Raw genomic sequence first — 25,738 nt, forward strand, 5'->3', positions numbered from 1 at the left:
TGAGCAGGTTGAAGCAAGTGGTCTTGCCCGCGCCGTTGGGGCCGATCAATGCATGGATCGACCCGCGGCGCACCTGCAGGTTGACGTCGCTCACCGCCGTGAACCCCTTGAACTCTTTGGTGAGGTTCCGCGTTTCCAGGATGGTTTCCTGCTGGTTCATGTCTCCTGCCCGTCCTCGCGTGACGCCGGGGTGATGCCCGGCACTGACAATGGTCCGAACCGGCCTGGTAGGCCCTTGTTGCCGCGCTTTTCCGTCAGGCCGGCCGTGGTTGCGGCCGTTCCTGCGGACTTTTTATATTGGCGCGGGGCGGCTCCCGCCGGTGCGTGGCGACGGCTTCCATGTGCTGTCGCCGCACCCTGTTGCGGCGTCTATTGTGTGCGCCTGTTGCATCGCAAAACATCGGGGTTTGCACTATGAAACATGAACCAAGTGTCAGTTTTTTTGAAAGCGTACATGAGCAGTGGGCGCCACTTGGTTACACATACCCCACAGGCGTGGGGCAGCCCCCTTGTTACACGCCGGCCGTCGTCGCTGTCGTCGCCGCCGGCGCGGCTTGCGTGACCACCTCCGTCACGGCCCTGCCCTGCCGGCGGTCCTCGCGGATCATGTCGCTGGCCCGCTCCGCGATCATGATGGTCGGCGAGTTGGTGTTGCCCGACGTGATCAGCGGCATCACCGAAGCGTCGACCACGCGCAACCCCTCGATACCCAGCACGCGCAGGCGGTGATCGACCACCGCCATCGGGTCATCGGCACGTCCCATCTTGCAGGTGCCCACCGGATGGAAGATGGTGGTGCCGATATTGCCGGCGGCTTCGGCCAGTTCCTCGTCGGTCTGGAACGCCGGGCCCGGCAACCATTCCTCGGGCTGATAAGGCGCCAGCGCGGGCGAAGCCACGATGCGGCGCGTCAGCCGGATCGAATCCGCCGCGACGCGCCGGTCTGCGTCGGTCGACAGGTAGTTGGGGGCAATCGCCGGCGCCTGGCGGTAGTCGGCGCTGCCGATATGCACGCTGCCGCGCGAAGTGGGCCGCAGGTTGCAGGCGCTGGCGGTAAAGGCGTTGAACGCGTGCAGCGGATCGCCGAACTTGTCCAGCGACAGCGGCTGCACGTGGTACTCGATATTGGGCCGCGCCTGCGTCGGGTCGGAGCGCGCAAACGCGCCGAGCTGCGACGGCGCCATGCTCATCGGCCCGCTCTGGTTGAGCGCGTATTGCACGCCGATGCAGCACTTGCCCCACAGGCTGGCGGCGCGCGTATTGAGCGTGCGCACGCCGTTGACCTTGACCACGGTGCGCAGTTGCAGATGGTCCTGCAGGTTCTCGCCCACGCCCGGCAGCGCATGACGCACCGCGATACCCAGCGCACGCAGGCGCTCGGCCTGGCCGATGCCGGACAGCTCCAGCAGCTGCGGCGAATTGACCGCGCCCGCGGCCAGGATTACCTCATGCGCAGCGCCAGCAGTATGCGGCTGTCCGCCGCCGACATAGTTGACGCCGGTGCAGCGGCGCCCGTCGAAGGTCAGCGCACTGACCTGCGCACCGGTAACGATGGTCAGGTTAGGCCGCTCCGAAGCGCGCCGCAGGAAAGCCTTGGCCGTATTCCAGCGAATGCCGCGGCGCTGGTTCACTTCGAAATAGCCGACGCCGAAATTGTCGCCGCGGTTGAAATCGTCGGTGCGCGGAATCCCCGCCTGCTCGGCCGCATCGGCAAAGCGCTCGAGGATGTCCCAGCGCAGCCGCTGCGCTTCCACCCGCCATTCGCCGCCGGCGCCATGGAATTCGCTCGGGCCGCGGTGATGGTCCTCGCTGCGCTTGAACAGCGGCAGCACGTTGTCCCAGCGCCAGCCCTCGTCGCCGGCCAGGCGCGCCCATTCGTCATAGTCCTCGCGCTGGCCGCGCATATAGATCATGCCGTTGATGGACGAGCAGCCGCCCAGCACGCGCCCGCGCGGATAGCCAAGCGAGCGGCCGTTCAGCCCGGCTTCGGCCTCGGTGCGATAGAGCCAGTCGGTGCGCGGATTGCCGATGCAATACAGGTAGCCGACCGGGATATGGATCCAGTGGTAGTCATCCTTGCCGCCGGCTTCAAGCAGCAGCACGTTAACGTCCGGGTCCTGCGTCAGGCGGTTCGCCAGCACGCAGCCGGCCGAGCCGGCGCCCACGATGATGTAGTCGAATGTCTCCATGGCTCTTCTGGTTATGGGGATGTGATGGGTGTTCAGGACTGCAGCTTACTTCGCGACAGGCATCGTGAACTCCGCCCCCTTGGCGATCGAATCCGGCCAGCGCTGCATCACGCTCTTGTAGCGCGTATAGAAGCGCACGCCCTCTTCGCCGTAAGCGTGATGGTCACCGAACAGCGAGCGCTTCCAGCCGCCGAACGAATGCCATGCCATCGGCACCGGGATCGGCACATTGATGCCGACCATGCCGATCTGGATCTGCCGCGCAAACGCGCGCGCAATGCCGCCGTCGCTGGTGTAGCACGAGACGCCGTTGCCGTACTCGTGCGCATTGATCAGCGCCACCGCTTCGGCAAAGTCATGCACGCGCACCACCGACAGCACCGGGCCGAAGATCTCTTCCTTGTAGATCGTCATGTCGGGCCTGACGTGGTCGAACAGCGTGCCGCCGACATAAAAGCCGTTCTCATGGCCTTCCACGGTATGGCCGCGGCCATCGGTGACCAGTGTCGCGCCCTCTTCCACACCCTTGGCGATATAGCCCTCCACCTTGGCCTTGTGCGCAGGGGTCACCAGCGGACCCATTTCGGCGTCCGCTTCCATGCCGTTGCGGATCTTCAGCGAACGCGCGCGTTCGGCGAGGCGCGGGACCAGCTTGTCGGCCACATCGCCAACGGCCACCGCGACCGAGATCGCCATGCAGCGCTCGCCGGCCGAACCATAAGCCGCACCGATCAGCGCATCGACCGCCTGGTCGAGATCGGCATCGGGCATCACCACCAGGTGGTTCTTGGCACCGCCCAGCGCCTGCACGCGCTTGCCATGCTTCGTGCCTTCCGTATAGATGTATTCCGCAATCGGCGTCGAGCCGACGAACGACAGCGCCTGCACATCCGGATGCGCCAGCAGCGCATCGACTGCTTCCTTATCGCCCTGCACGACGTTGAACACGCCATCGGGCAGGCCGGCCTGGCGCAGCAGGTCGGCGATCAGCAGGCTCGGCGAAGGATCGCGCTCCGATGGCTTCAGCACGAAGGTATTGCCGCAGGCGATTGCCATCGGGAACATCCACATCGGCACCATCACCGGGAAGTTGAAGGGCGTGATGCCGGCCACCACGCCCAGCGGCTGGCGCAGGTTCCAGTTGTCGATGCCGCCGCCGATGTTGTCGGTGAAATCGGTCTTGAGCAGGTTGGGAATGCCGCAGGCGAACTCCACCACCTCGATGCCGCGCGTGACTTCGCCCTTCGCATCGGAGAACACCTTGCCATGCTCGCGCGTGATCAGCGCGGCCAGGTCGTCATGATGCTGGTCCAGCAGTTCCTTGAACTTGAACAGGATGCGCGCGCGGCGCAGCGGCGGCGTTTCGGACCATGCCGGGAACGCGGCCCGTGCGGCGGCGACGGCGTCGCCCACGTCCTGCGCGCTGGCCAGCGCCACGCGCGCGGCGACTTCGCCGGTCGCGGGGTTATAGATATCGGCAAAACGCTGCGAGACGCCGCGCGTCTGCCGGCCTGCGATGCAATGCCCGACGACGGCCTGCACCGTGCTGGCTTCTGCAAGGATGTCTTCCACTTTCGCTCCTCGAATACCTGGTCTGGTGTGGCAAGCGGATCTTTGCGTCCGATGAAGACGCCGCCAATGGCTGCGGCGCGGTGCCGGCTGCGGGCGCTCCCACGCCGCACAAGGCGCGGCGGGCCGTGATGAGCGCAAGCTTGGTGCAGTTGCGCGGCCCCGTCCAATGATTTATCGTCAATCGCAATATAAGCCGCGCAAAATATTGCGCCGCACCACGGCTGCCTCCACTGCGCCCCCTACCAGCTTAAGCCTGCTCTTGGACCTCCACCACCTGCGTGCCTTCGTCGCCGTCGCGCGCGAAGGCAACCTCACCCGCGCCGCGCAGCGGCTGCACCTGACGCAGCCCGCGGTCAGCCTGCAGCTCAAGGCGTTGCAGTCAGCCTGGCGCATCAAGCTGTTCGAGCGCACCGCCGCGGGCCTGACGCTGACGCCCGACGGCGCCGCGCTGCTGCCACTGGCGGAACGCATCCTCGATGGCGTGGGCGACCTGCAGCACACCGTCAGCGCGATGCACCACACGGTGCGCGGCCGGCTGGCGATCGGCACCATCCTCGATCCGGAATTCACGCGGCTGGGACCGATGCTGCGCACGCTGGTGGAACGCCATCCGCAAATCGAGACCGAACTGCGCCACGGCATGTCGGGCTGGGTGCTGCAGCAGGTACGCAGCGGCGCGCTCGACGTCGGCTTCTATCTGGGCCAGCCGCCCGATGCGGGCTTCCATGCGCTGACGCTGACGCCGTTCTCGTATTACGTGCTGGCGCCCAAGGGCTGGAAGGAGCGCACCGCGCTGCGCTCGTGGGCGCAACTGGCAACGCTGCCGTGGATCTGGACGCCGGCCGAATCCGCGCACCACCGGCTGCTGTCGGCGCGCTTCGCGCAGGCTGGCGTCGACGTGGCTATCGTGCCCAAGGTGGCGCATGTTGACCAGGAAGCATCGATGCTCGACCTGGTTCGCTCGGGCGTGGGCCTGTCACTGGTGCGTGACTCGATCGCGCTGCGCGAGTCGCATGCGCACGGGCTGGTGATCGTCGAAGGGATGTCGGTGCCGACCGAGCTGACGCTGGTATGCCTGGCCACGCGCCGCGACGACCCGGTGGTGGCGGCGGTGTTCGGCGTGGCCCAGTCCGTGTTCCGCACCTAGTGCTGCACCGGCTGCAGGTGCCGCTGCAGCCAGCCGGCCAGCGCCTCGAACACTTCACCGCGCAGCGGCTGCGCTTCGTTGAAGATCTCGTGGTAGCCCTGCTCGAACCAGACCTCGTCGCGCAGTTCGGGCGGCGCGTTGTCGAAGAACGTGCGGCTGCCTGACGGATCCACCACGCGGTCGGCACCGCCAACCAGCATCAGCATCGGCGCCTCGAGCAGCGCGGCATCGGCCTGCGCCTGTGCCATGCCGCGGATAAAGCTCTCCAGCAGGCTGGCAGTGATGGTGGTCTGCACCAGCGGATCGGCGCGGTACGCGGCCACCACCGCGGGATCGTGCGACAACTGGCGCGCATCGATCGGGTTGGGCACGCGCAGCCGTGGCGCCAGTGCCAGCAGCAGGCGGTGAACGGTCAGCGCCGCCGGGGACAGCCGCAATGCCAGCGCGGGCGAAGACAGTACCAGTGCGCGCACCGGCCGCACGCGCGCGGTGGCAAAGCGCGCCGCGATCAACCCACCCATGCTGTGGCCGAGCAGGATCGGCAGCTCCTTCCAGCTACGCAACGCGGCGTCATAGATCTCGGCGAGGTCGTCCAGATAGGCATCGGGATGGTCGGCCACCATGCGCGCGCCGCCGCTGTCGCCGTGGCCGCGCAGGTCGTGCGCGCGCACGCGCAGGCCCAGCCCGCACAGCAGGTCGGCCACGTGCTGGTAGCGGCCGGCGTGTTCGGCAAGCCCGTGCACCAGCAGTACCGAACCGAGCGGTTCGGCAAAGCGCGCCGGATCGGGCTGCCAGGTACGCAGCAGCAGCTCGGTGCCGTCGCGCATGCGCTGGCGGGTCTGCACCGGGGCATGCGGGCCGGCATCAAGGCCGGCGCGCGCGGCGGGCGCGCTGGCCGGGGCGCCAGCGGCAGCAGGTGAGTTCGCCGGGTTGTCCGTCATGGGGTGATCCGTCACGGGGTTATCCATTCGCACAAATCTCCTGCCGCCCGGAGCGCTTGCACCGGCGCCGTTGTTGTTGCTTGTTCTGTTGCGTTGCGCCGCGCGGCGGATCAGCCGTGGCAGGTAGCCCGGTCGAGCGCCCGAGGCAGCGCGGCATCTTCCGCCCGGGCCACATCGGCCAACTCGGCAAAATCCGCCAGGATCGGGCAATCCGGCCGCTCGTCGCCGTTGCAGTGCTGCGCCAGATCGCGCAGCGTGTCGCGCATCGCGGCCAGCTCGGCAATGCGCTGCTCGAGGTCGGCCACATGCCGCAGCGTCAGCGCCTTCACGTCTGCGCTGGCGCGGCTGCGGTCGCGCCACAGCGACAACAGGTCGCGGATCTCGTCGAGCGAGAATCCCAGATTACGGGCCCGCCGCACGAAGCGCAAGGTGTGCACCGCGCGTTCGTCATAGCGCCGATAGCCGCCTTCGGTACGCGGCGGCGGCTCCACCAGCCCGACCGACTCGTAGTGCCGGATCATCTTGGCCGACACGCCCGAGGCCTGTGCCGCTTCGCCGATATTCATCACTCACCTCCTTGCGCCGTGGCGGTGCCGGCATGCGGGCGCCAGCGGCGCAGCCACAGCGCATTACTGACCACGCTGACGCTGGAAAACGCCATCGCCGCGCCCGCCACCACCGGGTTCAGCAACCCGGCCGCCGCCAGCGGAATGCCCACCACGTTGTAGAAAAAGGCCCAGAACAGGTTCTGCCGGATCTTGCGCACAGTGCGGTGCGAGACCGCCAGCGCATCGGCCACCAGTGCCGGGTCGCCGCGCATCAGCGTGATGCCGGCGGCGTGCATGGCCACATCGGTGCCGGTCGACATGGCGATGCCCACGTCAGCCGCCGCCAGCGCCGGCGCGTCGTTGATGCCATCGCCCACCATCGCCACCACCGCGCCGCCCTGCCCCAGCGCCTGCACGCGCGCGGCCTTGTCCTGCGGCAGCACTTCCGCCTGCACATCGTCAAGCCCGAGCGCCTGTGCCACGCGCGCCGCGGCGCCGGCGTTGTCCCCGGTCAGCATCACGGTGCGCACGCCGGCGGCGCGCAGCCGTGCAATGGCCGCCGGCGCGCCCGGCTTGATCGCGTCGCCAAATGCCACCAGGCCGAGCACGCGCGGCGGCGTGGGGGTGATCAGCCACGACACGGTGCGCCCTTGCTCGCGCAGCTTGTCTGCCACAGGCCCCAGCGTACCCGCCTCTGCACCCAGCGCTTCGCGCAGCCGTTCGCTGCCGAGCTGCAGCTGAATGCCATCGACCACACCGGCGATGCCGCGGCCCGGCAGCGCCTGCACCTCGGTAGCCTGCGGCACGGCAATGCCGTGCTCCTGCGCCGAGGCCAGCACCGCGCGCGCCAGCGGATGTTCGCTGCCGGCCTGCAATGCGGCCATCCGCGCCAGCAGCGCTTTGCCTTCGGCATCAGCGGGGTCGGCGGCATGCAGCGCCACCACCTCGGGCTTGCCGACCGTCAGCGTGCCGGTCTTGTCGAACGCGACCACGCTGACGCGATGGGCGATCTCCAGCGCCTCGGCGTCCTTGATCAGGATGCCGGCACGCGCGCCGGCGCCGGTGCCGGCCATGATCGCCGTCGGCGTCGCCAGCCCCAGTGCGCACGGGCACGCAATCACCAGCACCGCCACGGCGTTGAGCAGCGCCGCTTCCCAGTCACCGGCAAACAGCCCCCACCCCAGCACCGTCACCAGCCCGATGCCCAGCACCACCGGTACAAAGACCGCGCTGACCTGGTCGACCATGCGCTGGATCGGCGCCTTGGCCGCCTGTGCGTGCTCGACCATGCGGATGATGCGTGCCAGCACGGTTTCCGTGCCCACCGCCACGGTGCGCGCTACCAGCGGCCCCTCGAAGTTGATGGCGCCGCCGGTGATGCGGTCGCCGGGCTGCTTGGGCACCGGCACGCTTTCGCCGGTCAGCATCGACTCGTCGGCGTGGCTGTTGCCTTCGATCACCTCGGCATCGACCGGAATGCGCTCGCCGGGGCGCACCACCACCTCGTCGCCCACGCGTACCGACGCCAGCGGCACGCTCTGCTCCTGGCCACCGCGGCGCACGCGCGCGGTGTCGGGCCGCAACGCTGCCAGCGCGCGGATGGCAGCGGCGGTCTGGCGCTTGGCGCGCGTCTCCAGCCACTTGCCTAGGCGCACCAGCGTGATCACCACCGCTGCGCTCTCGAAATACAGGTGCGGCATGGCGTCGGCGGGCGTGCGCCACATCAGCCACAGCGACAGCCCGTAGGCCGCGGTGGTGCCCAGCGCCACCAGCAGGTCCATATTGCCGGCGCCGGCACGCACCGCCTTGTAGCCCGCCTTGTAGAAGCGCCAGCCGAACACGAACTGCACCGGCGTGGCCAGCAGCCACTGCACCCACGCGGGCAGCATCCAGTGCACGCCGAACCAGTCCAGCGCCATCGGCGCGATCAGCGGCAGCGACAGCACCGCCGAAATCCCCACCGGCCACGCCCCGTCCCAGAACGGGGTAGCTTGTGCGCCCAGTGCCGCCTGGGGAGCGGCTTCGGTGACCGGCGTGGCGCCGTAGCCTGCGCGCGTGATCGCAGCGACGAGTGCCGTCTGCTCGGCCGCACCGCGCAGCACGGTCACGCTGGCGCGTTCCCTTGCCAGGTTGACCTGCGCTTCGATCACGCCCGGCACCGCCCGCAGCGCCTTTTCCACACGCGCCACGCATGAAGCGCAGGTCATGTCGGCGATATCGAATTCGAGGGTGTCCTGCGGCACGGCATAGCCGGCATCGGCCACCGCACGCGCCGCAGCGGGCAGCACCGCGCCGGAATCGGCACGCAGCGTGGCCGCCTCGGTAGCCAGGTTGACGGCCACGTCGCGCACGCCCGGCACGCGCGCCAGCGCGGTCTCGACGCGGCGCACGCACGAGGCGCAGGTCATGCCCTCGACCGGCAGCCGCCATTCGGGCGCATCGTCAGCCAAGGGTACGGGTTGGGAAGAAAGGACAGCGCTGGAACCTGGCATGGTCTGGGTCATCCATCAGTCTCGATGTGGGCATGATGGACCTTACCATCATAGGAAGGTCAAGGCCGGATACCATGCCGCCAACGCCACTTTCGTCTCCATGTAAATTGGCTTGCGCTTCCCACCATGGGAAGGTTCACACTACATCTGTCGCGGCGCATTGCCGCCAGTTCCATCCCGTCAGGAGGTTTTTCACCATGATCCAGTTCCAGGTCGAAGGCATGTCGTGCAACCACTGCGTGGGCGCTATTACGCGCGCCGTGCAGGCGGTCGACCCGAGCGCGCGCGTGTCCGCCGATGTGCCAACGCAGGCGGTGCGCGTTGAAAGCGGTGCCGATGCGCAGGCGCTGCGGCTGGCGATCGAGGAAGCGGGGTATCCGGTGAAGTCGGTGAGTTAACTGGGCCGACGGTTTTGGGTGCACCAAAGCCGCCGGAACTCGCCTGAGCAAAGTGTTCTCCCTCTCCCCTCAGGGCGCTCAGGGGGAGAGGGTTGGGGTGAGGGGGTTTAGCCAGGAACCACATCAAGTGGGGCCAACGGTTTTAACCCACGGGCGTCAGCCTTTGACCCTCCTGCCCTCACCCCCACCCATCATCGTCCGCGGCGGCAGCAATAAAAATTGGCGCCCCCGGGGTGCCCATTTTCCGCACTATCAGCCCACTCAGAACCGATACCCGACGTTCAGGAACGTCACCACCGGATCGATCTTGATCTTGGTGTGCGACTGGATCGTGACCGGACCCGCCTGGGTGGTGAACGACGCGCGCGTCGACAGCGGCACATATGACACTGACAGTCCCACGAACCAGTTGTCGTTGATGGCGTAGTTGGCGCCGATATTGAACACCGGGTTCCACGACGGCTTGGCGCTGGCGGTCATGCGCGCGCCGGGCACGAACTCGCGGTTGACGAAGTTCTGGTTGGTAATGGTTTCATCGGTGAACCACGTGTAGTTCACGCCGATGCCAACGTAGGGGCGGAATTTGGTCTTGGCATCAAAGAAGTGATACTTGACCACCACCGCCGGGCTCCACTGCTTGACCGAACCCAGCTTGCCGTATTGGGCATAGTTGCCGGTGCCCTTGACGTCATGCTTGGGCGGAATGCCGGCGACGATTTCGGCCGAGATGTTATCGGTAATGTAATGCGAAAAGGCCAGGCCCAGCGTATCGGCGGCTTCGATCTCGGCGCCGGTGTTCGGGCGGGTGATACCCACCGGGCGGCCGTTGATGCTGTCGACCGTAAGCGGATCGGCGGAGCTGTTCGGCATCACGCGGAACCAGCCCATGCTGACGATATTGCTGCCGGCGGACTGTGCCTGGGCGGCGCCCGCCAGTGCCATGACGGCGCCAGCCACCAGCATCTTCTTATTAGTCGATTTCATAGTCCTCTTACTCCTCATTCGGTTACTGCGGCATGCATTATCCGACTTACCGTAGCGAGACTGTTTCACCGACGATACGGATTCATAGAGGCATGCCCCTAAAGAAAGGGTTAACCACTAAGAAAACCAGGAAAAACCGGCCTGAGGGCCGGTTTTGCGCAGCGCCGGCGCAACGGTTATCTCGCTCGCCGGAAAAAACCCACGCATTTACGAGGTTTTATGGAGCTGTCGTGCAATAGCGACCGCGCACCTGTTGCATCGCCATGCCATCAGGGCGTCACCACGCCAAAGTTCGGCTCGAACCTGTCCATCAGCGCCGCCCAGGTGCCGAGCGCCTGGGGGTCGCCGTCAATGCGTGCTCGACCGCCCTGGGTTTCGGCCTGCAGCGTGGTCTGCCCGGCCAGCACGCCGGCCAGCACCGCGCGCGGCATGGTCAGCGTGGCCTGCGGTGCGGCGTGCTCGGCGTTCGCCTTGTAGCGGAACACGCCGTTCTCAACGGTCAGCGCATGGCGCTTGCCGGTGTCCGGCTGCAACCAGTTGAGCGCCAGCGTCTTGCCCGCGGCGCGGTCGCCGTTCAGGCTGATCGCCAGGTAGTCAAGGAACATGGTGTCGGTCATGGCGCGCAGCACGTCGGGGCTGGCGGTGCGGCGCCCGGCCTTGGGCGGGCCATCGCGCAGTTCGGCGGCGCCGGTCAGGTAGGCGTTGCGCCAGGTTGCCGATTCGGTCTGGTAGCCCAGTTGCTCGAGCGCATCCGCCTCCAGCCGGCGTGCGGCCTGGTTGGACGGATCGGCGAAGACCACGTGCTTGACCACCTCGGCCACCCAGCGGTACTCGCCGCGCGCATAGGCGGCACGCGCCTGCTCCAGCACGCGCGCCGCGCCGCCCATGAACTCGACGTAGCGCTTGCCCGCGTCTTCCGGCGGCAGCGGATTCAGGTTGGCCGGGTTGGCGTCATACCAGCCCAGGTAGCGCTGGTACACCGCCTTGGCGTTGTGATTGACCGTGCCGTAGTAGTCGCGCAGGTGCCATTCGGAAGCCAGCGACGGCGGCAGCCTGACGCGCTCGGCGATCTCGGTCGGTACGTAGCCCAGGTTGGCCAGCCGCAGTGACTGGTCGTGGATGTACTTGTAGCCGTCGCGCTGCTTGCCCAGGTAGGTGACGATATTGTCGCGGCCCCAGGTCGGCCAGTGGTGCTGCGCGAACAGCACGTCGGTGCGGCTGCCGAAGCGGTCGATGGTCTGGTCCAGCGCGCGCCACCACTGGTTGGCATCGCGCACCGGCGCGCCGCGGATGGTGTAGAGGTTATGCAGGTTGTGGGTGGCATCTTCGGCGGTGCACAGCGCCTTCCACTGCGGGAAGTACATCAGCATCTCGGCCGGGGCCTCGGTGCCGGGCGCCATCAGGAATTCGATCTGCACGCCGTCGATGGTGCGGGTCTCGCCGGTCCTGGCGATCAGGTCGGTCGGCGGGATCAGCGTGAGGGTGCCGTGCGCGATGGCCTTGCCCAGGCCCGCGTCCACCTGCGCGGTGACCGAGCGCGGCAGGTTGAAGCCGTACATGTACTGCGCGCGCCGGCTCATGGCGTTGCCGGCATACACGTTCTCGCTGACGGCCTCTTCCATGAAACCTTCCGGCGCCAGCACCTTGACGCGGCCGGCCTTGACGTCGTCCTCGCTGATCACGCCCCTCACTCCGCCGAAATGGTCGGCATGGCTGTGGGTATAGATCACCGCCACCACCGGCTTGCGCAGCCGGTGCTTGTAGTACAGGTCCAGCGCGGTGCGCGCGGTTTCCATCGCGGTCAGCGGATCGATCAGGACCAGGCCCGTGTCGCCCTCGATGATCGTCATGTTGGAGATATCGAAGCCGCGGACCTGGTAGATCCGCTCCGTCACCTGGAACAGCCCGTTCTGCATATTGAGCCGGGCCTGCCGCCACAGGCTGGGATTGACCGTGGCCGGCGCGTTGGCTTCGCTCAGGAATCCGTAGGGCTTGAGCGACCACACCACGTTGCCCTGCGCATCGCGGATCTCGCCGCTGTCAATGGTGCCGATAAAGCCGCGGCGCGCGTCCTCGAAGGCGCGCCGGTCCTTGAACGGTTAGCTGCTGCAGCACCGCCGCTTGCGCGCGGGCGGTGGCCTCGGTAGCGGGATTGGCGGGCGTGGGTGCAGCGACGGCTGGCCCGGCGAGGCTGATGGCGGCGGCCAGCGCGGTCGCGGCCGCGGCAATGGCGGTCGGGTACGGCATGTGTGGGTCTCCTGGATAGCGTCGGACGGCGCAAGCACCGCCGGTCATTATTAATTGTGCTGAACGTTCAGTACAATTCCGTGGAGTTTGCGGTCACGCGCTGATGCCTGTCAAATGCGCAGTGGCCGGAAAATTCGCATTCAGGCACGCTTGCCACTCCATCCTTCGCCCCGGAACCTCCATGCCCTTGCCCCGACCGGCCCCGCAGGCCGCAGACCCTGATATGCCCACGCCAACGGCCGCCAAGAACCGGCGCGGCCTGGAGACACGCGAGCGCGTACTGGCGGTGACCCGGCAACTGATAGGCACCCAGGGCTACGCTGAAGTGACCCTGGACCAGATTTCGGCGGCGGCCGGGGTCGCCAAGAGCAGCTTGCTATGGCATTTCGGCAGCAAGGAGATGTTGCTGGCGGAAGCCGCGACCAGCCTGTTCCGCGAGTTCGGGCAGGAGCTCGATCCGCAGCGGCATGCGGGAAAGACGCCGGCGCAGCGGCTGGAAGGTGTGTTCGACGAGGTGGCGGACTATTTCTCCACCAGCCCGGAGGCCAAGGGCGTGGTGCTGGCGCTGCTGTTCTCAGGCAGCGTGCCCGCCAGCGTGCGCGAGGAAATCCGCCGCACCTGGGACGCGCACGTGTCAGCGCTGGCCGAGGCGCTGTCGGAGCCGGGCCAGCCGCTGCCGGCGGCGATGGCGCGGCTGATGGTGGCGACCATCCACGGCTGCTACTGCCACTGGTACGCCAGCGACCGCAGCGAGCCGATGGCCAGCTTCCTGGCCCCGGCGCGCGAAGTGTTCAGCGGGTGGCTAGAGTCCTGGACACCAACACACAGGCCGCCAGATCCCACAGCGCATAACCGACGCTCTTGAACACCAGCGGGCTGCCGGCGCGGGCGCGGATCGCGTCGGCCTGCAGGATCGCGGCCTCGAACGGCTGCACCGTGGCCCAGTCGATGCCGGCCTGCAGCAGGTCGCCCGCTTCGTCCTCGATGCCGAACAGCGTATCGGCCAGCAGCCGGCCGTGGTCCGCGGCGGCATGGCACAGCGCGGGCGGCAGTTCGCACATATCGGGCCGGAAGGCGCCGACCGCCGCAATGAAGTGATGGTCGCGCCAGAGGCCGCTGTCAAGGTCGGGCAGCACCGGCGTGCGGCTCGATGTCACCGTCACCACCATCGACACGCGCGGCAGCACCGTCTCGACCGCATCGGTGACATCCGCTTCCAGGCCCAGCGTGCGCGCGTGCGCGGCCAGCGCCTCGGCCTTGTCGCGCGTGCGCGAATGCAGCCAGACCTTGCGCACGCCCAGCCCCTCGGCGAAGGCTTCCAGGTGCGTCAACGCCTGCACCCCGGCGCCGACGATCAGCAACTCTCCCTGCGGCTGCGCGGCAAAGCGCTGCGCCGCCAGCAGCGACACCGCCGCGGTGCGCCGCCCGGTCACGGTGGGACCGTCGAGCATCGCCAGCCGCTCACCGGTATGCGCATCGGCCACCACCACTTCGCCGAGGATGGCGGGCAGCCCCCGCTGCGGGTTGCCGGCATGGACGGTAATGTTCTTGGTCATGACCAGGCTGCGGTTGCGCGCCGGCATCACCAGCAGCATGCCTTCGCCCCCTTCGGCATCGCCCACGGCCAACGCCATGCGCGCCGGCGCCATCGCGGTGCCGGCGCGCAGCTCGCCCAACATGTCGGCGATGGCTTGCGCCAGTTCGGGATAAGGCAGCCGTGCCGCGGTGCTGGCGGCATCGAGGGGGACCAGGGACATGCGCACACTCCGTCAAGACGTTGGCGAAGCGCCATTATTGCGCATGCGTGCCTTCGCTCACCCTCGGGCCGCGTGCTGATGCCGCCCAAGCTGCGCGTGTTCGTCGATTTCATGAAGTCGCGCGCGCCCGCCTCAGCGTCTGGAAGCAGCTGAGGGCGCGACTGAAGGCGCGACCGAGGGCGCACGCACCGACGCGCCGCGCACTTCGATGCCGATGCGGTCCACCACCTTGCCGGCGGCATCGAGCAACTCCACCTGATGCCGCCCCGGCCACGGCAACCACGCCACCTCGCCGCCGCGCCCCAGCGGCTTGCCATCCATGCGCCAGCTCACCGCGCGCGCGGCCTGCCCCGCCACGCCCTCGGCCTGGAACCACACGCGCTGCGCTGCCGGCGGCATGTCGGGATCGAGCGCGAACACGGTGCCGTCGGCGGGATTGGCGATCACCGGCGCACTGGGGCGCGCGGCGGGTGCGCTGACGCTGACGCGCGTGATCGCGGTGCCGGCCAGGAAGACTTCGTCGCGCGCGGGCTCCAGCCCGTCGTCAAAGGTCAGCGCCACGCGCTGCACGCCGGCGGGCGTGGCGGGGGCGCGGCTGGCCTGCGTGCGGTGCAGCGCTTCCATGACCTCATGCCACACCGGTGCCGCGCCGGACACGCCCGACACATCGTGCATGCTCGCGCCGCTGGCATTGCCCACCCATACGCCCACGGTATAGCGCTGCGACCAGCCGATGCACCAGTTGTCGCGCATGTCCTTGCTGGTGCCGGTCTTCACGGCGGTCCAGAAGCGCGTGGTCAGCGGGCTGTCGAGACCAAAGGTGCGCGCACGCGCATGGCGGTCCGACAGGATGTCGGCGATCACATAGCTGGCGGCCGGCTGCATCACCGCCGTCAGGGCCGGCGCCGGAGCGCCTTGCTGCAGCCGCGGCGGCGCATAGCGTCCCGCATTAGCCAGCGCCCGGTAGGCATTGGTCAGCGCCAGCAGCGACACGTCGGCGCTGCCCAGCGCCAGGCTGTAACCGTAGTAGTCGCCGGCCTCCGTCAGCGGCAGCCCCAGCGCCACCAGCCGCTTGTGAAAGCGGTGCGGAGTCACCATCACCAGCGTGCGCACCGCGGGCACGTTCAGCGACGCGGCCAGCGCCGCGCGCAGGCTGACCCAGCCGGCATAGCGGTGGTCATAGTTCTGCGGCACGTAGAGCCCGCCGCCGACCGGCAGGTTCACCGGCCGGTCGTCCAGCAGCGAGGCTGCGGTCAGGCGCTTTTCCTCCAGCGCCTGCTCATACAGGAAAGGCTTGAGCGTCGAGCCAGCCTGCCGCAGCGCGGCCGCATGGTCGACCTGCGCCGCCGCCGACAACGTGCCCGACGAACCCACATAGGCCAGCACGTCGCCGCTGGCGTTGTCGATCACCACCACCGCGCCGTCCTCGACATGACGTCCGGCCAGTTCGCGCAGGTGCCGGTCGAGGCTGGCGCTGGCGGCGCGCTGCAGGCGGGCGTCCAGAGTGGAGGCGATCCGTGCCGGCATCGGCGCGCCCGGCGCAAGCTGCGCCCGCGTATCGGCAACCACGCGGCGCGACAGGTGCGGCGCGAGCTGTGGCCATGCCGACGACGGCATCGATGGCGCCGCAGCCGTGCGCTGCGCCACCGGGCCGGTGCGCAGCAGCGCGAGCTGGGCAAAGCCTTCCAGCCCGTCGCATTCGCGCGGCAGCCGCATCTCGCGCAGGATGCCGCAGGCCCGGCGCGCCACCTGTGCGGCCCTGTCATTGGGTGCACGCACCAGCGCCACCGCCAGCGCCGACTCGCGCGCGTTCAGTCCTTCCGGATACTTGCCGAACAGCACCTGCGACATCGCCGACAAGCCCACCAGCTCGCCGCGAAACGGCACCAGGTTCAGGTACGCCTCGAGGATCTGGTCCTTGCTCCAGTTGCGCTCCAGCGCCGCGGCGCCCGCGGCCTGTCCCAGCTTCTGTGTGAAACTGCGCCCCTGCCCTGCGTTGCCCGGCCGGCGCAGGCCGTCGTCGAGCAGGCCCGCGAGCTGCATGGTCAGCGTCGAGGCGCCGCGCGTGCGCGTGTTCCACAGGTTCGCCCACGCAGCCGCGGCCACGCCCTGCCAGTCGACGCCGCTGTGCGCGTAGAAGCGCCGGTCCTCGGACAGCACGATGGCGGTGCGCAGCGCCGGCGAGGTATCGGCCAGCGCCACCCAGTCGCCGCGGCGCGCGTGGAAGTCATCGCGCACGCGGCCCACGGTGTCGCCATGGCGGTCCAGCACCACCACGTCGGCGCTGCGCCAGTCGGTGCGGACCTGCTCGAACGACGGCAAGGCCGACGTTGACGCAGACCCTGGCGCGGTCCACGCCAGCGCCAGCCACAGCACGATGCGCAGACTGCGCGGCCTCATGGCTGCGAGCGCCCCGACACGATGCCCGCCACCAGCAGCACCTGCGCCGCGGCGTAGGTCCACCAGATGCCGAGCTGGAAGGTATCGAACGGCACCAGGAAGCGCGCGACGCCGATCATCAGGTCGGACGCGGCAAAGCACAGCGCACCGAGCGCCGCCAGCGGCGTGGGCAGCCGCGCCAGCAGCGCCGCGCACACCATCGTCGCCAGCACGCCCACGTACAGCGCCACCGGCACCGTCAGCGGGCCCAGGTTCGGCCAGAAGCGGCCGAGCATGGTGCCGGCCACGCCCAGCATGACGCCGCACGCGACCAGCCGGTGCGGGCGCATATCGCCCGCCAGCGGCACCAGCAGGCGCAGGTAGGCCAGGTGTGCCAGCAGGAAGGCACCGAGCCCGCCCATGAACGAGTGCGACATGGTCGGCACCGCCAGCAGGAAGTCACCGATCGCCGAGAACACCAGCGCCGCCACCAGCCAGCGCCGCTCCTGCACCGGCCGGTGGAACCACGCCGCACGTGCCAGCAGCAGCGCCATCGCGGTCTTCCATAGCGGCTGCATCGCGATATGGCCGGTCAGCGGCGCGCCTTCAGGCAGCTCCATCGCCACCTGCATCAGCAGCGCGCCGTAGACCACGCCGGCGATCGCCCCCGCGAGCCACCACTCGCGCACGCGCGCCGGCATCCGCAGCGCCAGCCAGCTCATGGACGTGCCCCCACCACCAGCCGCGCATTGGGCGCCACGCCGAACACATCGGGGGCGTACATCGCTTCCACCCGCGTGGGCGGCAGCGCGAAGTCGCCGGCGTTGTTCAGCCGCACGGTGTATTCGACCGATACCGTGCCCTTGGGCAGGTAGCCGAAGTACTCGCGATAGGCCTGCGGCGTGCGTTCGGTATAGGCCGGCCACGCCACGCCCTTGCGCTGCTCGCCGCGCGTGGCGATCTGCGAGTCGCGGCCCAGGCCGCTGCCGAGAATGGTGGCGCCCGCCGGCACCGGATCGCTGACCACGACCCAGGTCATGTCCGCTTGCGCATCGACCTCCAGCTTGACGCGGTACACATCGCCGCGCGACCACTTGCCCGCCACTGCCTGCTCCTGCGGCGTCACGGTGCGCCGGATGCGATAGCCCGCCGCCAGCGGCGCGGTCACCGGCACCGCCGCCATCGCCCGCACCGTGGCCCACGGCTGGCCGGCGCCGGCATGCTCGACCTGCAGCGTGCCGCCGTCAGCACCGTCCGGCCACGGCAGGTCGACGCCGCCCTGCGCCACGCCCCCGGTGCGCTGCGCGCGCGCCCAGTCGAACGCGCGGGGCGCATCGGCAGCATTGCCGACGCTCGCGCGCGTGCTGCCCGCCACCGGCGTCTTCTCGAATACCTGCGCAAAGCGCGTCACCGCCAGCATGCCCCATGCGTTGGCGGTGGTGGTGCCCCACGCGCCACGCACCTGGCGGCCCAGCAGGCCGGTGGCCAGCTGCGGCGCGTCTTCCTTCCAGCCCGGCAGTTCGGCGGCCAGCGTCAGCAGGCGCGCGGCGTTGGTGTCGCCGCCGGCCATCATCCACCACCAGTCGTCGTTGCGCTCGGTCGAGAACGCCAGCCGCGTGCCCTGCACCGTCAGGCGCGAGCGCAAGAGTTGCTGCGCTTCGGCCAGGCGCTGCTCGCGCTGCGGGATGTCCTGCACGCGCGTGAGCAGCAGGGCCCAGTCGAGCAGCGCTGATGTGGGCCATTGCGCCGGCAGGATCTGGATCGAGCCCAGCATGCGCGCCTGCGCATGGCCGGTGCGCGACAGCGCTTCGAGCGCGGCCAGCTTGCGCACCTCCAGGTACTGCGTGCCACCGATCGGGGACCAGCTGTCGCGGCGGATGCGGCCCTCGACAAAGTCGGTCAGGCCGCGCTCCATCTGCGCGCGCTGGGCGTCGGGGATGCGCAGCGCCAGCCCGGCGCGCGCGGCCTCGTCGGTGACCGCCAGCAGGTAGGCGGTCAGCACCTCGCTGCCGTAATCGCTGTCGGCATTGAGCGGGAAGTACGAGGCCAGTCCGTTCGCATCGAGATACGACGGCAGCTGCATCATCAGCGCGTCCCACGCGGCTGTGTCGTTCAGGCCAATGGCCTTCGATGCGCGCTGCTCCAGACAGGTGAACGGATAGTTGCGGAACCAGTCGCGCACACCCGGCATGCCGCCCGCCAGCGATGACTGGAAGTTCACCTGCAGCCCGCCGCGCAGCTTGCCCGACGGATCGGTGAGCGCGCCCGGCGGCGCCTTGACCGGCACCGCCAGCGACGGCGCCACCTGCGCCAGCGTGGCCTGCTGCACGGTCACCGGTACGGCGGGGACGATCTGCTGCGACACCTTGATGCGGTCGGCTGCGCCTGCGCCGCCCTGCTCGCTCGCCTGCACTTCCCACTGCACCGTGCCGCTGCGCGAATAGGCCAGCAGCGCGGGCGCGGTCACGTCCCAGCCGATCTCGCGCGCCTCGCCCGCGGGGATCTGCACGGTCTGCGCGGGCAGGCTGATTTCATTGGCAAGCAGCGTGCCGCGCGCGCTTGCCTGTACGGTCATCGCGCGTCTGGTGGTATTGCGCAGCGTGAACATGGCACGGTAGCGGTCGTCCTCGCGCACCAGCAGCGGCAGCCCGGAAATCACCTGCAGGTCCTGCGTCGCGGCGATGGTCGCGCTGCCGGTGCCGAAGCGGCCCACGCCAAGATCGGCCACCGCGACGATGCGGAAGCTGGTCAGCGAATCGTTGAGCGGCACTTCCAGGCTGGCGCGGCCCTCGGCATCGAGCTGCACGCGCGGATTCCACAGCAGCAGCGTGTCGAACAGTTCGCGCGTCGGGCTCTTGCCGCCGCCACCGCCCGCGGGCACGGCCTTACGGCCATAGTGGCGGCGCCCGATGATTTCCATCTGCGCGGTCGACGTCTCCACGCCATAGCCGCGCCGCTGCAGCATCGCGTCGAGCAGGTCCCAGCTTGTGTTGGGCATCAGCTCCAGCAGTGCCTGGTCCACCGCGGCCAGCGCCACTTCGCCGTTGGCGGCGGGCTTGCCGTCGGGCAGTTTCACCTGGATTGCCACGCGCGCCTTGCCGCGCACCGGGTAGGTGGTCTTGTCCGGCGTTACCGTGACATCGAGCCGGTGGCCGGCGTTGCCGACGCGGATCTCGGCCAGGCCCAGCCGGAACGCCGGCTTGGACAGGTCCACCAGCGCCGTCGGCGCGGCGTAATCGCGGCCCTCGCTGCGGAACGCGCGCCACCATTCGCCCGGCTGGCGCCAGCCCCAGGTGAAGAACGAATACCACGGCACTTCATGCAGGCGCCCGCGCAGCGCCAGCACCGACACGTAGACGTTGGGTCCCCACTCCGGCTTCACCTGCACGCGCACGGTGGGATCGCTGCCATGCAGCTCGACCACCTGGGTCTGGTAGATGCCTTCGCGCTCCACCGCCACCAGCGCGGTGGCATGGCGGAACGGCATGCGCACCTGGAACACCGCGGTGTCGCCGGGCGCGTAGGACTTCTTCTCGGGCAGCAGGTCGATGCGGTCGTGGTTCTCGCCGCCGAACCACAGCTCGCCCTGGCGCGTGACCCACACCGTCGAAGCGGCCTGCGCGGTGCGCCCGTCCTTGTCGCGCGCGCTGGCCACCAGCTCGACCTGGCCGGCCTGGTCCAGCGCCACTTCGCAGCGCGCGCGGCCCTGTGCATCGGTGCGGGTCTCGCACACGGTACCGAGGTCGCGCGTCTCGCTGCGGTTGTCATAGCGGTAGAAGCCGCCGACCACGCGCTTGCGCGCCGAGGTGGTGATGCGCGCCCGCGCGCTGACCTTGACCGGCGCGTCCGCCACCGGCTTGCCGTTGACGTCCAGCACCACGCCATGCACGGCCAGCTTCTGCCTGACCGAGACCCAGCCTTCGGTGCGGATGCCGGCCACCACCGCCGCCGGCCATACCGGCACAGTCTGGCGCAGCGTCTGGATCTCGCCGTTGGGATCGGCAAAGCCGGCTTCGAGCAGCAGGTCGCGCGGTGCGTCGGTCTTCGGCAAATTGCTCACCGTGACGCTGCCGTTGCCGTTCTTGTCGAGCGTGACCGGCAGCTTGTCCGCCACCAGCTTCTGGCCGTCGCCGACAGCATCGCTTTGCTGGTCCTGGTCCGTGTCCTCGTCGCCGCTGGTGCTTTCGCGCTGCGGGCGCGGCGGGTTGAACGAGAACTCGTCATAGCCGGGGAAGCTGACCGACTTGTCGCGCAGCAGCGCCGATACACGCACCGGCAGCCCGGCCGCACCGCCGCCGGAAAGATAGTGGATCTCGACACCGACCGGCAGTTCGGCGGGCGCAATCACCGCCCCCGGCTTGGCCGCGACCTGCAGCGTGCCGGCCAGCACCGGCAGCCGGAACGCCTCGACGCGGAAGCTGCCGCTCTGGTACGTGCGGGCGCCCCCTTCATCGTTCGCACCGTCAGCTTTCTGCGTTTCCAGCTCGACGGTATAGACGCCCAGCTTTGCCGCCGGCGGCACCTGGAACGCGCTTTCCGCGCTGCGCCCGCCCGTCGCGGTCTGGCGCCATTGCAGCGGCAGCTCGTAGGTCTGGCCGCTGCCTTCATGGCGGATCACTGCGCGCGTGGGCAGCGGCCGGCTCGCCGGCGGCAGCGCGAAGCCCTGCGCGGTCTCGGCGCGGATCAGGTGCTTCATCGACACGGTCTCGCCGGCGCGCAGCAGCGTGCGGTCGAAGATCGTATGCGCGCGCACCGTGGGCGCGCTGCTGGTATCGGTCGGCACATTGAAGCGCCAGCTTTCGATGCCGCGGTTCCAGTCCGACATCACGAAGGCCATGTCCGCCTTGCCGCGCGCCCGCGGATGTCCGGCGGCGATGCGTGCCGAGACGAAATAGCCCGACAGCCCGTTCTGGTCGCAGGCGTCCGCCGGCGCGGCGGCGAGCCTGGCAAAGCGCACCACGCCGCTGCCATCGGTGCGGCCCTCGCCGAGCAGGCGCCCGCTGCAGTCGCGCACCGCCACCGCGGCATCGGCCACCGGCTTGCCGTCGTCCAGCGTTGTCACCCAGGCCACGCCGCTGCGGCTGCCGTCGTCGTCACTACCCATGCTGCGGCCGAGCTTGAAATGCACACCCAGGTTGGTGACCAGCGCCGCGGTGCGCACGTACATCGGGGCGCGCTTGCCGAGCAGCGCCTCGCCCAGCATCGGCGAAGCGATCTCGACCACATGGAAACCGGGCTCCGGCAGCGGGATGCCGACTACCTCGAACGGCCGCGGCGCATCGCCCGACGGCTTGGGCACGGCCAGTTTCTGCACGCCCTGCGCGCGCTCCAGCAGCGACACCGAGCGGGTCTCGATCGACACCGCATTGCGCGGGTTGCTGACCCGATATGGCGAACGCCCCGCCAGCACGGCGTCAAGCTCGGCGCGCGTATAGCTGGCCTCATGCATGCGCCGCACCAGCCCGAACCAGTGCATCACCGCGGCGTCATCGTCCAGCTTCAGCTTCATCACCGTGCCGGCGCGCGCCTGCACGCCACGCACGGCGAGATCGGCCTCGACATTGCGCAGCGTCACCGGCAGCAGCGGGGGATAGTCGGCAGCGGACCTGGCGCGCGGCAGCTCGCCAAAGCGCTCGATCACCCCGAACGGCGCGGCGGCGAACTTGGCCAGCGGCGGCATCGCCGCAGTGGCGACCTTCAGCGGGAACAGGTCGGCATTGGCCAGCGTGCGGCCGCTGTCGTCCTTCAGGTCCTTCGGTACCTCGATGGTGAACTGCGCCTTCTCGGCGAACGGCGCGGCGAAGGTCAGCGAGTGGATGCTGGCATCCGGCGCCAGGTCCGGGTCGAACTGCGGCGCGCGCGAGCCCGCGGTGGTCTTCAGCACCACGCGCTCGGCCTGCTTGCGCGGCACCGACGCCGAGAAGGTGACCGACATCGGCCGCAGCGGCGTGCAGGGCGATTGCGCATGCTCGCGCTCGCAGCTGAAGCTGGCGGTAAAGGGCTCGCGCACGGTGTAGTCGAAGCGGCGCTCGTCGCGCGTGGCCACGCCGGACGCCGTGGCGATGCCCGCGCCCAGCACCAGTTGCACGCGCGCCGCCGCCCGCAGCCGCTGCTGGCAGGCGAGCAGGTGCACGGCGTCGGGCGCCTCCCTGGCGATGCGTTGCCAGTGGATGGCGTCGAGCACGGACTCGCGCTCCTTGCCGGTCAGCAGGCGCACCGGGATGCGTTCGCCCAACCCCTGCGCCTGGCACCAGGCGTGCTCGCGCACCGAGGCCGCGGTGGCGGCGCCGTTGAAACGCAGCGCAAAGACCTGGTCTTCCTCTATCTCGCCGCCCGAAGGGCGGCTCGCGACTACAGTGGGGCCGCCGGTCTCGAAGCGGTATTCGGGCTTGCCGGCGTAGGCGGTGCCAACCACGCTGCGCAGGCCGGCGCGCATGCGCACGCTGCAGCGCACGCCAGGCGGCAAGTCGTTGGCGAAGTCGTAGACCCAGTTCTTCGCGTCGATCCAGCGGGCCTGCCCGCCGGTGCTGGCGCCGGTGCAGGAAACGGTCGCCGGCGGGCTCGCCTGCAGGTCGCCCATCGGCACCATCGCCTCGTCGAAGCGGATCGCCACCTGCCTGACCTGGCCGACCGTGCCTTCGGGGGAGAAGCGGGTCACCTGAGCGGCCTGTGCGCCGGTCCACGCCAGGATTCCCAGCGCGGCCGCCAGCGTCAGTGCCAGCGCGCTTGCGGCGCGCCGCGCGCCCGGTTGCTGCGGCATCCTGCCAAGGCCCCGAACCGCTCGGGCGACGATTCCCTTCATCCTTGCCTCCATTCCCGCCACGTTTGCGGCACCCGGCGAGGGTGACACGCACGCCACAGGAGCGCAAGACCGGCACGCATCGAGCAACGTGCCGCGGGACAGCTTTAACGCAGGTGCGACAGCGGCAGCGCGCCCTCGCGCTTGATCGCGGTCAGCACGATGTTGGAACGCACGCTCTCCACGCCGGGCACGCGCATCAGCCGTTTCATGGTGAATTCAGCCAGCGTCGGCAGGTCGGCCACCACCACGCGGATCAGGTAGTCCGCTTCGCCCGCGACCGAATAGCACTCCTGCACCTCCTCCAGTAGCAGCATCTCCTCGCGGAAGCGCTCGACGATGGTGTCGCCGTGGTGGGCCAGCTTGACGCTGATAAAGACCAGCACGCCCAGCCCCAGCGCCTGCGGCGACAGGTTGACGCGGTAGCCGGTGATCACGCCGTCTGCCTCCAGCCGCGCCAGACGGCGGCCGACCTGGCTGGGCGACAGGTGCACGCGCTCGGCCAGTTGCTGATGGGTGGAGCGGCCATCCTCCTGCAGCACGGCCAGCAGGGAGAGGTCAAAGGGGTCGAGGGAGACACTTGCGGCAGTCATACACAAATCCCGCACGTTCAAATGGAATGATGCAGATTATATGCGCCGCCACACCAATAACAGCGGATTTTGCGGCCTGTTTGCGCGCCTGGCCGCCTAAACTACGCAGTAAATCCGCATTCTGGCTACGGCCGATGCGGCAACCACGCATTCAGGAGACGCTGAACCCATGTCCGCCACCGCTACCGCCGCCGAGGCACCCGAGAGCGCCTTCCAGGGCACCCTGACCGACAAGCTCAAGGAACAGTTTGACGCCGGCCTGCTGTCCGGCCAGTCGCTGCGCCCGGATTTCACCATCGAGCAGCCGGTGCACCGCTACACCAGCACCGACCACGCCATCTGGCGCAAGCTGTACGAGCGCCAGGCGTCGATGCTGCAGGGCCGCGTCAGCGATGAATTCCTGCAGGGCCTGGCCACGCTGGGCATGGAAAAGGACCGCGTCCCCGACTTCGACCAGCTCAACGAGACCCTGATGCGCGCCACCGGCTGGCAAGTCGTAGCCGTGCCCGGGCTGGTTCCGGACGAGGTGTTCTTCGATCACCTGGCCAACCGCCGCTTCCCGGCGAGCTGGTGGATGCGCAAGCCCGAGCAGCTCGACTACCTGCAGGAGCCGGACTGCTTCCACGACGTGTTCGGCCATGTGCCGCTGCTGATCAACCCGGTCTTCGCGGATTACATGGAGGCCTACGGCAAGGGCGGCCTGAAGGCGGCCGGCATGGGCGCGCTGGACATGCTGTCGCGCCTGTACTGGTACACGGTGGAATTCGGCCTGATCCGCACGCCGCAAGGGTTGCGCATCTACGGCGCGGGCATCGTCTCCAGCCAGGGCGAGTCGGTCTACAGCCTGGATTCGGCCAGTCCCAACCGCATCGGCTTCGATGTGCGCCGCATCATGCGCACCCGCTACCGCATCGATACCTTCCAGAAGACGTACTTCGTGATCGACAGTTTCGAGCAACTGTTCGACGCCACCCGGCCCGATTTCGCCCCGCTGTACCAGGAACTGCGCGCGCAGCCCACGCTGGGCGCGGGCGACGTGGTGCCGGGCGACCAGGTCATCAACGTTGGCACCCGCGAAGGCTGGGCGCATACCGACGATATCTGACCGGCCTCAACGGCCCGGCGGCCTGACCGGCGCCTTGCGCCCCGCCGGCAAACCCCGGGGCGTCCCTGCCCCGCTTCCCGCTTTGTGAAACAATGCCGGCATGCCCGCCGCCAAGGCGCGGGCGGGCCGGCTGACCGCATCTTTTGCGGCCTTCGTTTTCCTACGACCAGATCGAGCCCCTATGACCCCTCTTTCCCCGCAAGCGCGCGCCACGCTGCTCGCCGACCTGCCCGGCTGGACCACCATCCAGGACCGCGACGCCATCTTCAAGCGCTTTACCTTCCACGACTTCAATGCCGCCTTCGGCTTCATGACGCGCGTGGCGATCCAGGCCGAGAAGGCCGACCACCACCCGGAGTGGTTCAACGTCTACAACCGCGTCGACATCACGCTGTCCACGCATGACGCCAACGGCCTGACCCAGCGCGATATCGACCTCGCGCACTTTATCGAGCGCGCGGCCGCCGCGGCCACCGTGGCGCCGGACTGAGTCCGGGCGCGGCCCGTGCATCGGCAGCGGGCGGCTGTAGGCTATCCGTAAGGAACCAGCCGCCCGCGCCTTGTACAATCTGCGGCAGGCCCGCACC

General features: G+C 69.0%; 17 protein-coding genes and 1 pseudogene. 5 read left to right on the plus strand and 13 right to left on the minus strand.

All coding sequences use genetic code 11. The features are described from left to right. The 3 genes from AB1I47_RS27575 to AB1I47_RS27585 all read right to left on the minus strand — a co-directional run. A partial coding sequence (locus AB1I47_RS27575) for an ATP-binding cassette domain-containing protein (RefSeq protein WP_354686900.1) occupies nucleotides 1-160 on the minus strand: 160 nt, incomplete at its 3' end. A gap of 352 nt (nucleotides 161-512) precedes the next feature. After that, the gene (locus AB1I47_RS27580) at nucleotides 513-2,189 is read right to left on the minus strand and encodes a GMC family oxidoreductase (RefSeq protein WP_354686880.1); all 1,677 of its coding nucleotides are present in this window, start codon (nucleotides 2,187-2,189) and stop codon (nucleotides 513-515) included. Nucleotides 2,190-2,234: 45 nt separating this feature from the next. Beyond that, nucleotides 2,235-3,731, minus strand: a complete 1,497-nt coding sequence (locus tag AB1I47_RS27585; protein WP_354686901.1) for a CoA-acylating methylmalonate-semialdehyde dehydrogenase — start codon at nucleotides 3,729-3,731, stop codon at nucleotides 2,235-2,237. Between the two features lie 289 nt (nucleotides 3,732-4,020). On the opposite strand from AB1I47_RS27585, the gene AB1I47_RS27590 reads away from it, so the two are divergent. Then, the gene (locus AB1I47_RS27590) at nucleotides 4,021-4,908 is read left to right on the plus strand and encodes a LysR family transcriptional regulator (RefSeq protein ID WP_354686881.1); all 888 of its coding nucleotides are present in this window, start codon (nucleotides 4,021-4,023) and stop codon (nucleotides 4,906-4,908) included. On the opposite strand, the gene AB1I47_RS27595 is transcribed toward AB1I47_RS27590, so the two are convergent. From AB1I47_RS27595 to AB1I47_RS27605, 3 genes are all read right to left on the minus strand, one after another. Then, nucleotides 4,905-5,849, minus strand: a complete 945-nt coding sequence (locus AB1I47_RS27595) for an alpha/beta hydrolase (RefSeq protein WP_354686882.1) — start codon at nucleotides 5,847-5,849, stop codon at nucleotides 4,905-4,907. The two genes, AB1I47_RS27590 and AB1I47_RS27595, sit on opposite strands and share 4 nt — an antisense overlap. A gap of 110 nt (nucleotides 5,850-5,959) precedes the next feature. After that, nucleotides 5,960-6,415 carry a Cu(I)-responsive transcriptional regulator gene (cueR, locus tag AB1I47_RS27600; RefSeq protein ID WP_354686883.1) on the minus strand — a complete coding sequence of 152 codons (456 nt, stop codon included), beginning with the start codon at nucleotides 6,413-6,415 and terminating at the stop codon, nucleotides 5,960-5,962. Beyond that, nucleotides 6,415-8,889 carry a heavy metal translocating P-type ATPase gene (locus AB1I47_RS27605; protein ID WP_354686902.1) on the minus strand — a complete coding sequence of 825 codons (2,475 nt, stop codon included), beginning with the start codon at nucleotides 8,887-8,889 and terminating at the stop codon, nucleotides 6,415-6,417. The genes cueR and AB1I47_RS27605 overlap by 1 nt, the downstream gene beginning before the upstream one ends. 197 nt (nucleotides 8,890-9,086) lie before the next feature. Here AB1I47_RS27605 and AB1I47_RS27610 point away from each other — a divergent pair, with 197 nt between their 5' ends. Next, nucleotides 9,087-9,287, plus strand: coding sequence for a heavy-metal-associated domain-containing protein (locus AB1I47_RS27610; protein ID WP_354686884.1), 201 nt, complete (start codon nucleotides 9,087-9,089; stop codon nucleotides 9,285-9,287). A gap of 261 nt (nucleotides 9,288-9,548) precedes the next feature. Here the strand turns inward: AB1I47_RS27610 and AB1I47_RS27615 are convergent, their stop codons facing one another. Together AB1I47_RS27615 and AB1I47_RS27620 are read right to left on the minus strand one after the other, a co-directional pair. Further along, nucleotides 9,549-10,271 carry an OmpW/AlkL family protein gene (locus AB1I47_RS27615; RefSeq protein ID WP_354686885.1) on the minus strand — a complete coding sequence of 241 codons (723 nt, stop codon included), beginning with the start codon at nucleotides 10,269-10,271 and terminating at the stop codon, nucleotides 9,549-9,551. Nucleotides 10,272-10,540: 269 nt separating this feature from the next. Next, nucleotides 10,541-12,518, minus strand: a pseudogene (locus tag AB1I47_RS27620) (alkyl/aryl-sulfatase). Between the two features lie 181 nt (nucleotides 12,519-12,699). Here AB1I47_RS27620 and AB1I47_RS27625 point away from each other — a divergent pair. After that, nucleotides 12,700-13,383 carry a TetR/AcrR family transcriptional regulator gene (locus AB1I47_RS27625; RefSeq protein WP_407935920.1) on the plus strand — a complete coding sequence of 228 codons (684 nt, stop codon included), beginning with the start codon at nucleotides 12,700-12,702 and terminating at the stop codon, nucleotides 13,381-13,383. On the opposite strand, the gene AB1I47_RS27630 is transcribed toward AB1I47_RS27625, so the two are convergent. From AB1I47_RS27630 to AB1I47_RS27650, 5 genes are all read right to left on the minus strand, one after another. Beyond that, the gene (locus AB1I47_RS27630; RefSeq protein WP_354686887.1) at nucleotides 13,310-14,275 is read right to left on the minus strand and encodes a delta(1)-pyrroline-2-carboxylate reductase family protein; all 966 of its coding nucleotides are present in this window, start codon (nucleotides 14,273-14,275) and stop codon (nucleotides 13,310-13,312) included. The genes AB1I47_RS27625 and AB1I47_RS27630 overlap by 74 nt on opposite strands. Before the next feature lie 132 nt (nucleotides 14,276-14,407). Further along, nucleotides 14,408-16,675, minus strand: coding sequence for a penicillin-binding protein 1C (gene pbpC / locus AB1I47_RS27635; RefSeq protein ID WP_354686888.1), 2,268 nt, complete (start codon nucleotides 16,673-16,675; stop codon nucleotides 14,408-14,410). After that, entirely contained in the window at nucleotides 16,672-17,376 is a 705-nt protein-coding gene (locus tag AB1I47_RS27640) for a lysoplasmalogenase (RefSeq protein ID WP_354686889.1), read from the minus strand. The genes pbpC and AB1I47_RS27640 overlap by 4 nt, the downstream gene beginning before the upstream one ends. After that, a complete protein-coding gene (locus AB1I47_RS27645; RefSeq protein ID WP_354686890.1) occupies nucleotides 17,373-23,456 on the minus strand; it encodes an alpha-2-macroglobulin family protein in 6,084 nt (2,027 codons plus the stop codon). The genes AB1I47_RS27640 and AB1I47_RS27645 overlap by 4 nt, the downstream gene beginning before the upstream one ends. Before the next feature lie 104 nt (nucleotides 23,457-23,560). After that, nucleotides 23,561-24,046, minus strand: a complete 486-nt coding sequence (locus AB1I47_RS27650; RefSeq protein ID WP_354686891.1) for an Lrp/AsnC family transcriptional regulator — start codon at nucleotides 24,044-24,046, stop codon at nucleotides 23,561-23,563. Nucleotides 24,047-24,215: 169 nt separating this feature from the next. Here AB1I47_RS27650 and phhA point away from each other — a divergent pair, with 169 nt between their 5' ends. Both phhA and AB1I47_RS27660 read left to right on the plus strand, forming a co-directional pair. Continuing rightward, nucleotides 24,216-25,151, plus strand: coding sequence for a phenylalanine 4-monooxygenase (gene phhA, locus AB1I47_RS27655; RefSeq protein WP_354686892.1), 936 nt, complete (start codon nucleotides 24,216-24,218; stop codon nucleotides 25,149-25,151). A gap of 181 nt (nucleotides 25,152-25,332) precedes the next feature. Next, a complete protein-coding gene (locus tag AB1I47_RS27660; protein ID WP_354686893.1) occupies nucleotides 25,333-25,641 on the plus strand; it encodes a 4a-hydroxytetrahydrobiopterin dehydratase in 309 nt (102 codons plus the stop codon). The last annotated feature ends 97 nt before the right edge of the window (nucleotides 25,642-25,738 follow it).

It is taken from the genome of Cupriavidus necator (assembly GCF_040578825.1).
Classification (GTDB): Bacteria; Pseudomonadota; Gammaproteobacteria; order Burkholderiales; family Burkholderiaceae; genus Cupriavidus; species Cupriavidus necator_E.

What these genes read in the sequence shown, in the direction of transcription:
- AB1I47_RS27615 (WP_354686885.1), bottom strand. Translation starts at nt 10,271, where the DNA reads ATGAAATCGACTAATAAGAAGATGCTGGTGGCTGGCGCCGTCATGGCA.
- AB1I47_RS27630 (WP_354686887.1), bottom strand. Translation starts at nt 14,275, where the DNA reads ATGTCCCTGGTCCCCCTCGATGCCGCCAGCACCGCGGCACGGCTGCCT.
- cueR (WP_354686883.1), bottom strand. Translation starts at nt 6,415, where the DNA reads ATGAATATCGGCGAAGCGGCACAGGCCTCGGGCGTGTCGGCCAAGATG.
- AB1I47_RS27660 (WP_354686893.1), top strand. Translation starts at nt 25,333, where the DNA reads ATGACCCCTCTTTCCCCGCAAGCGCGCGCCACGCTGCTCGCCGACCTG.
- AB1I47_RS27645 (WP_354686890.1), bottom strand. Translation starts at nt 23,456, where the DNA reads ATGAAGGGAATCGTCGCCCGAGCGGTTCGGGGCCTTGGCAGGATGCCG.
- AB1I47_RS27650 (WP_354686891.1), bottom strand. Translation starts at nt 24,046, where the DNA reads ATGACTGCCGCAAGTGTCTCCCTCGACCCCTTTGACCTCTCCCTGCTG.
- AB1I47_RS27580 (WP_354686880.1), bottom strand. Translation starts at nt 2,189, where the DNA reads ATGGAGACATTCGACTACATCATCGTGGGCGCCGGCTCGGCCGGCTGC.
- AB1I47_RS27595 (WP_354686882.1), bottom strand. Translation starts at nt 5,849, where the DNA reads ATGACGGACAACCCGGCGAACTCACCTGCTGCCGCTGGCGCCCCGGCC.
- AB1I47_RS27605 (WP_354686902.1), bottom strand. Translation starts at nt 8,889, where the DNA reads ATGCCAGGTTCCAGCGCTGTCCTTTCTTCCCAACCCGTACCCTTGGCT.
- AB1I47_RS27625 (WP_407935920.1), top strand. Translation starts at nt 12,700, where the DNA reads ATGCCCTTGCCCCGACCGGCCCCGCAGGCCGCAGACCCTGATATGCCC.
- AB1I47_RS27640 (WP_354686889.1), bottom strand. Translation starts at nt 17,376, where the DNA reads ATGAGCTGGCTGGCGCTGCGGATGCCGGCGCGCGTGCGCGAGTGGTGG.
- phhA (WP_354686892.1), top strand. Translation starts at nt 24,216, where the DNA reads ATGTCCGCCACCGCTACCGCCGCCGAGGCACCCGAGAGCGCCTTCCAG.
- pbpC (WP_354686888.1), bottom strand. Translation starts at nt 16,675, where the DNA reads ATGAGGCCGCGCAGTCTGCGCATCGTGCTGTGGCTGGCGCTGGCGTGG.
- AB1I47_RS27610 (WP_354686884.1), top strand. Translation starts at nt 9,087, where the DNA reads ATGATCCAGTTCCAGGTCGAAGGCATGTCGTGCAACCACTGCGTGGGC.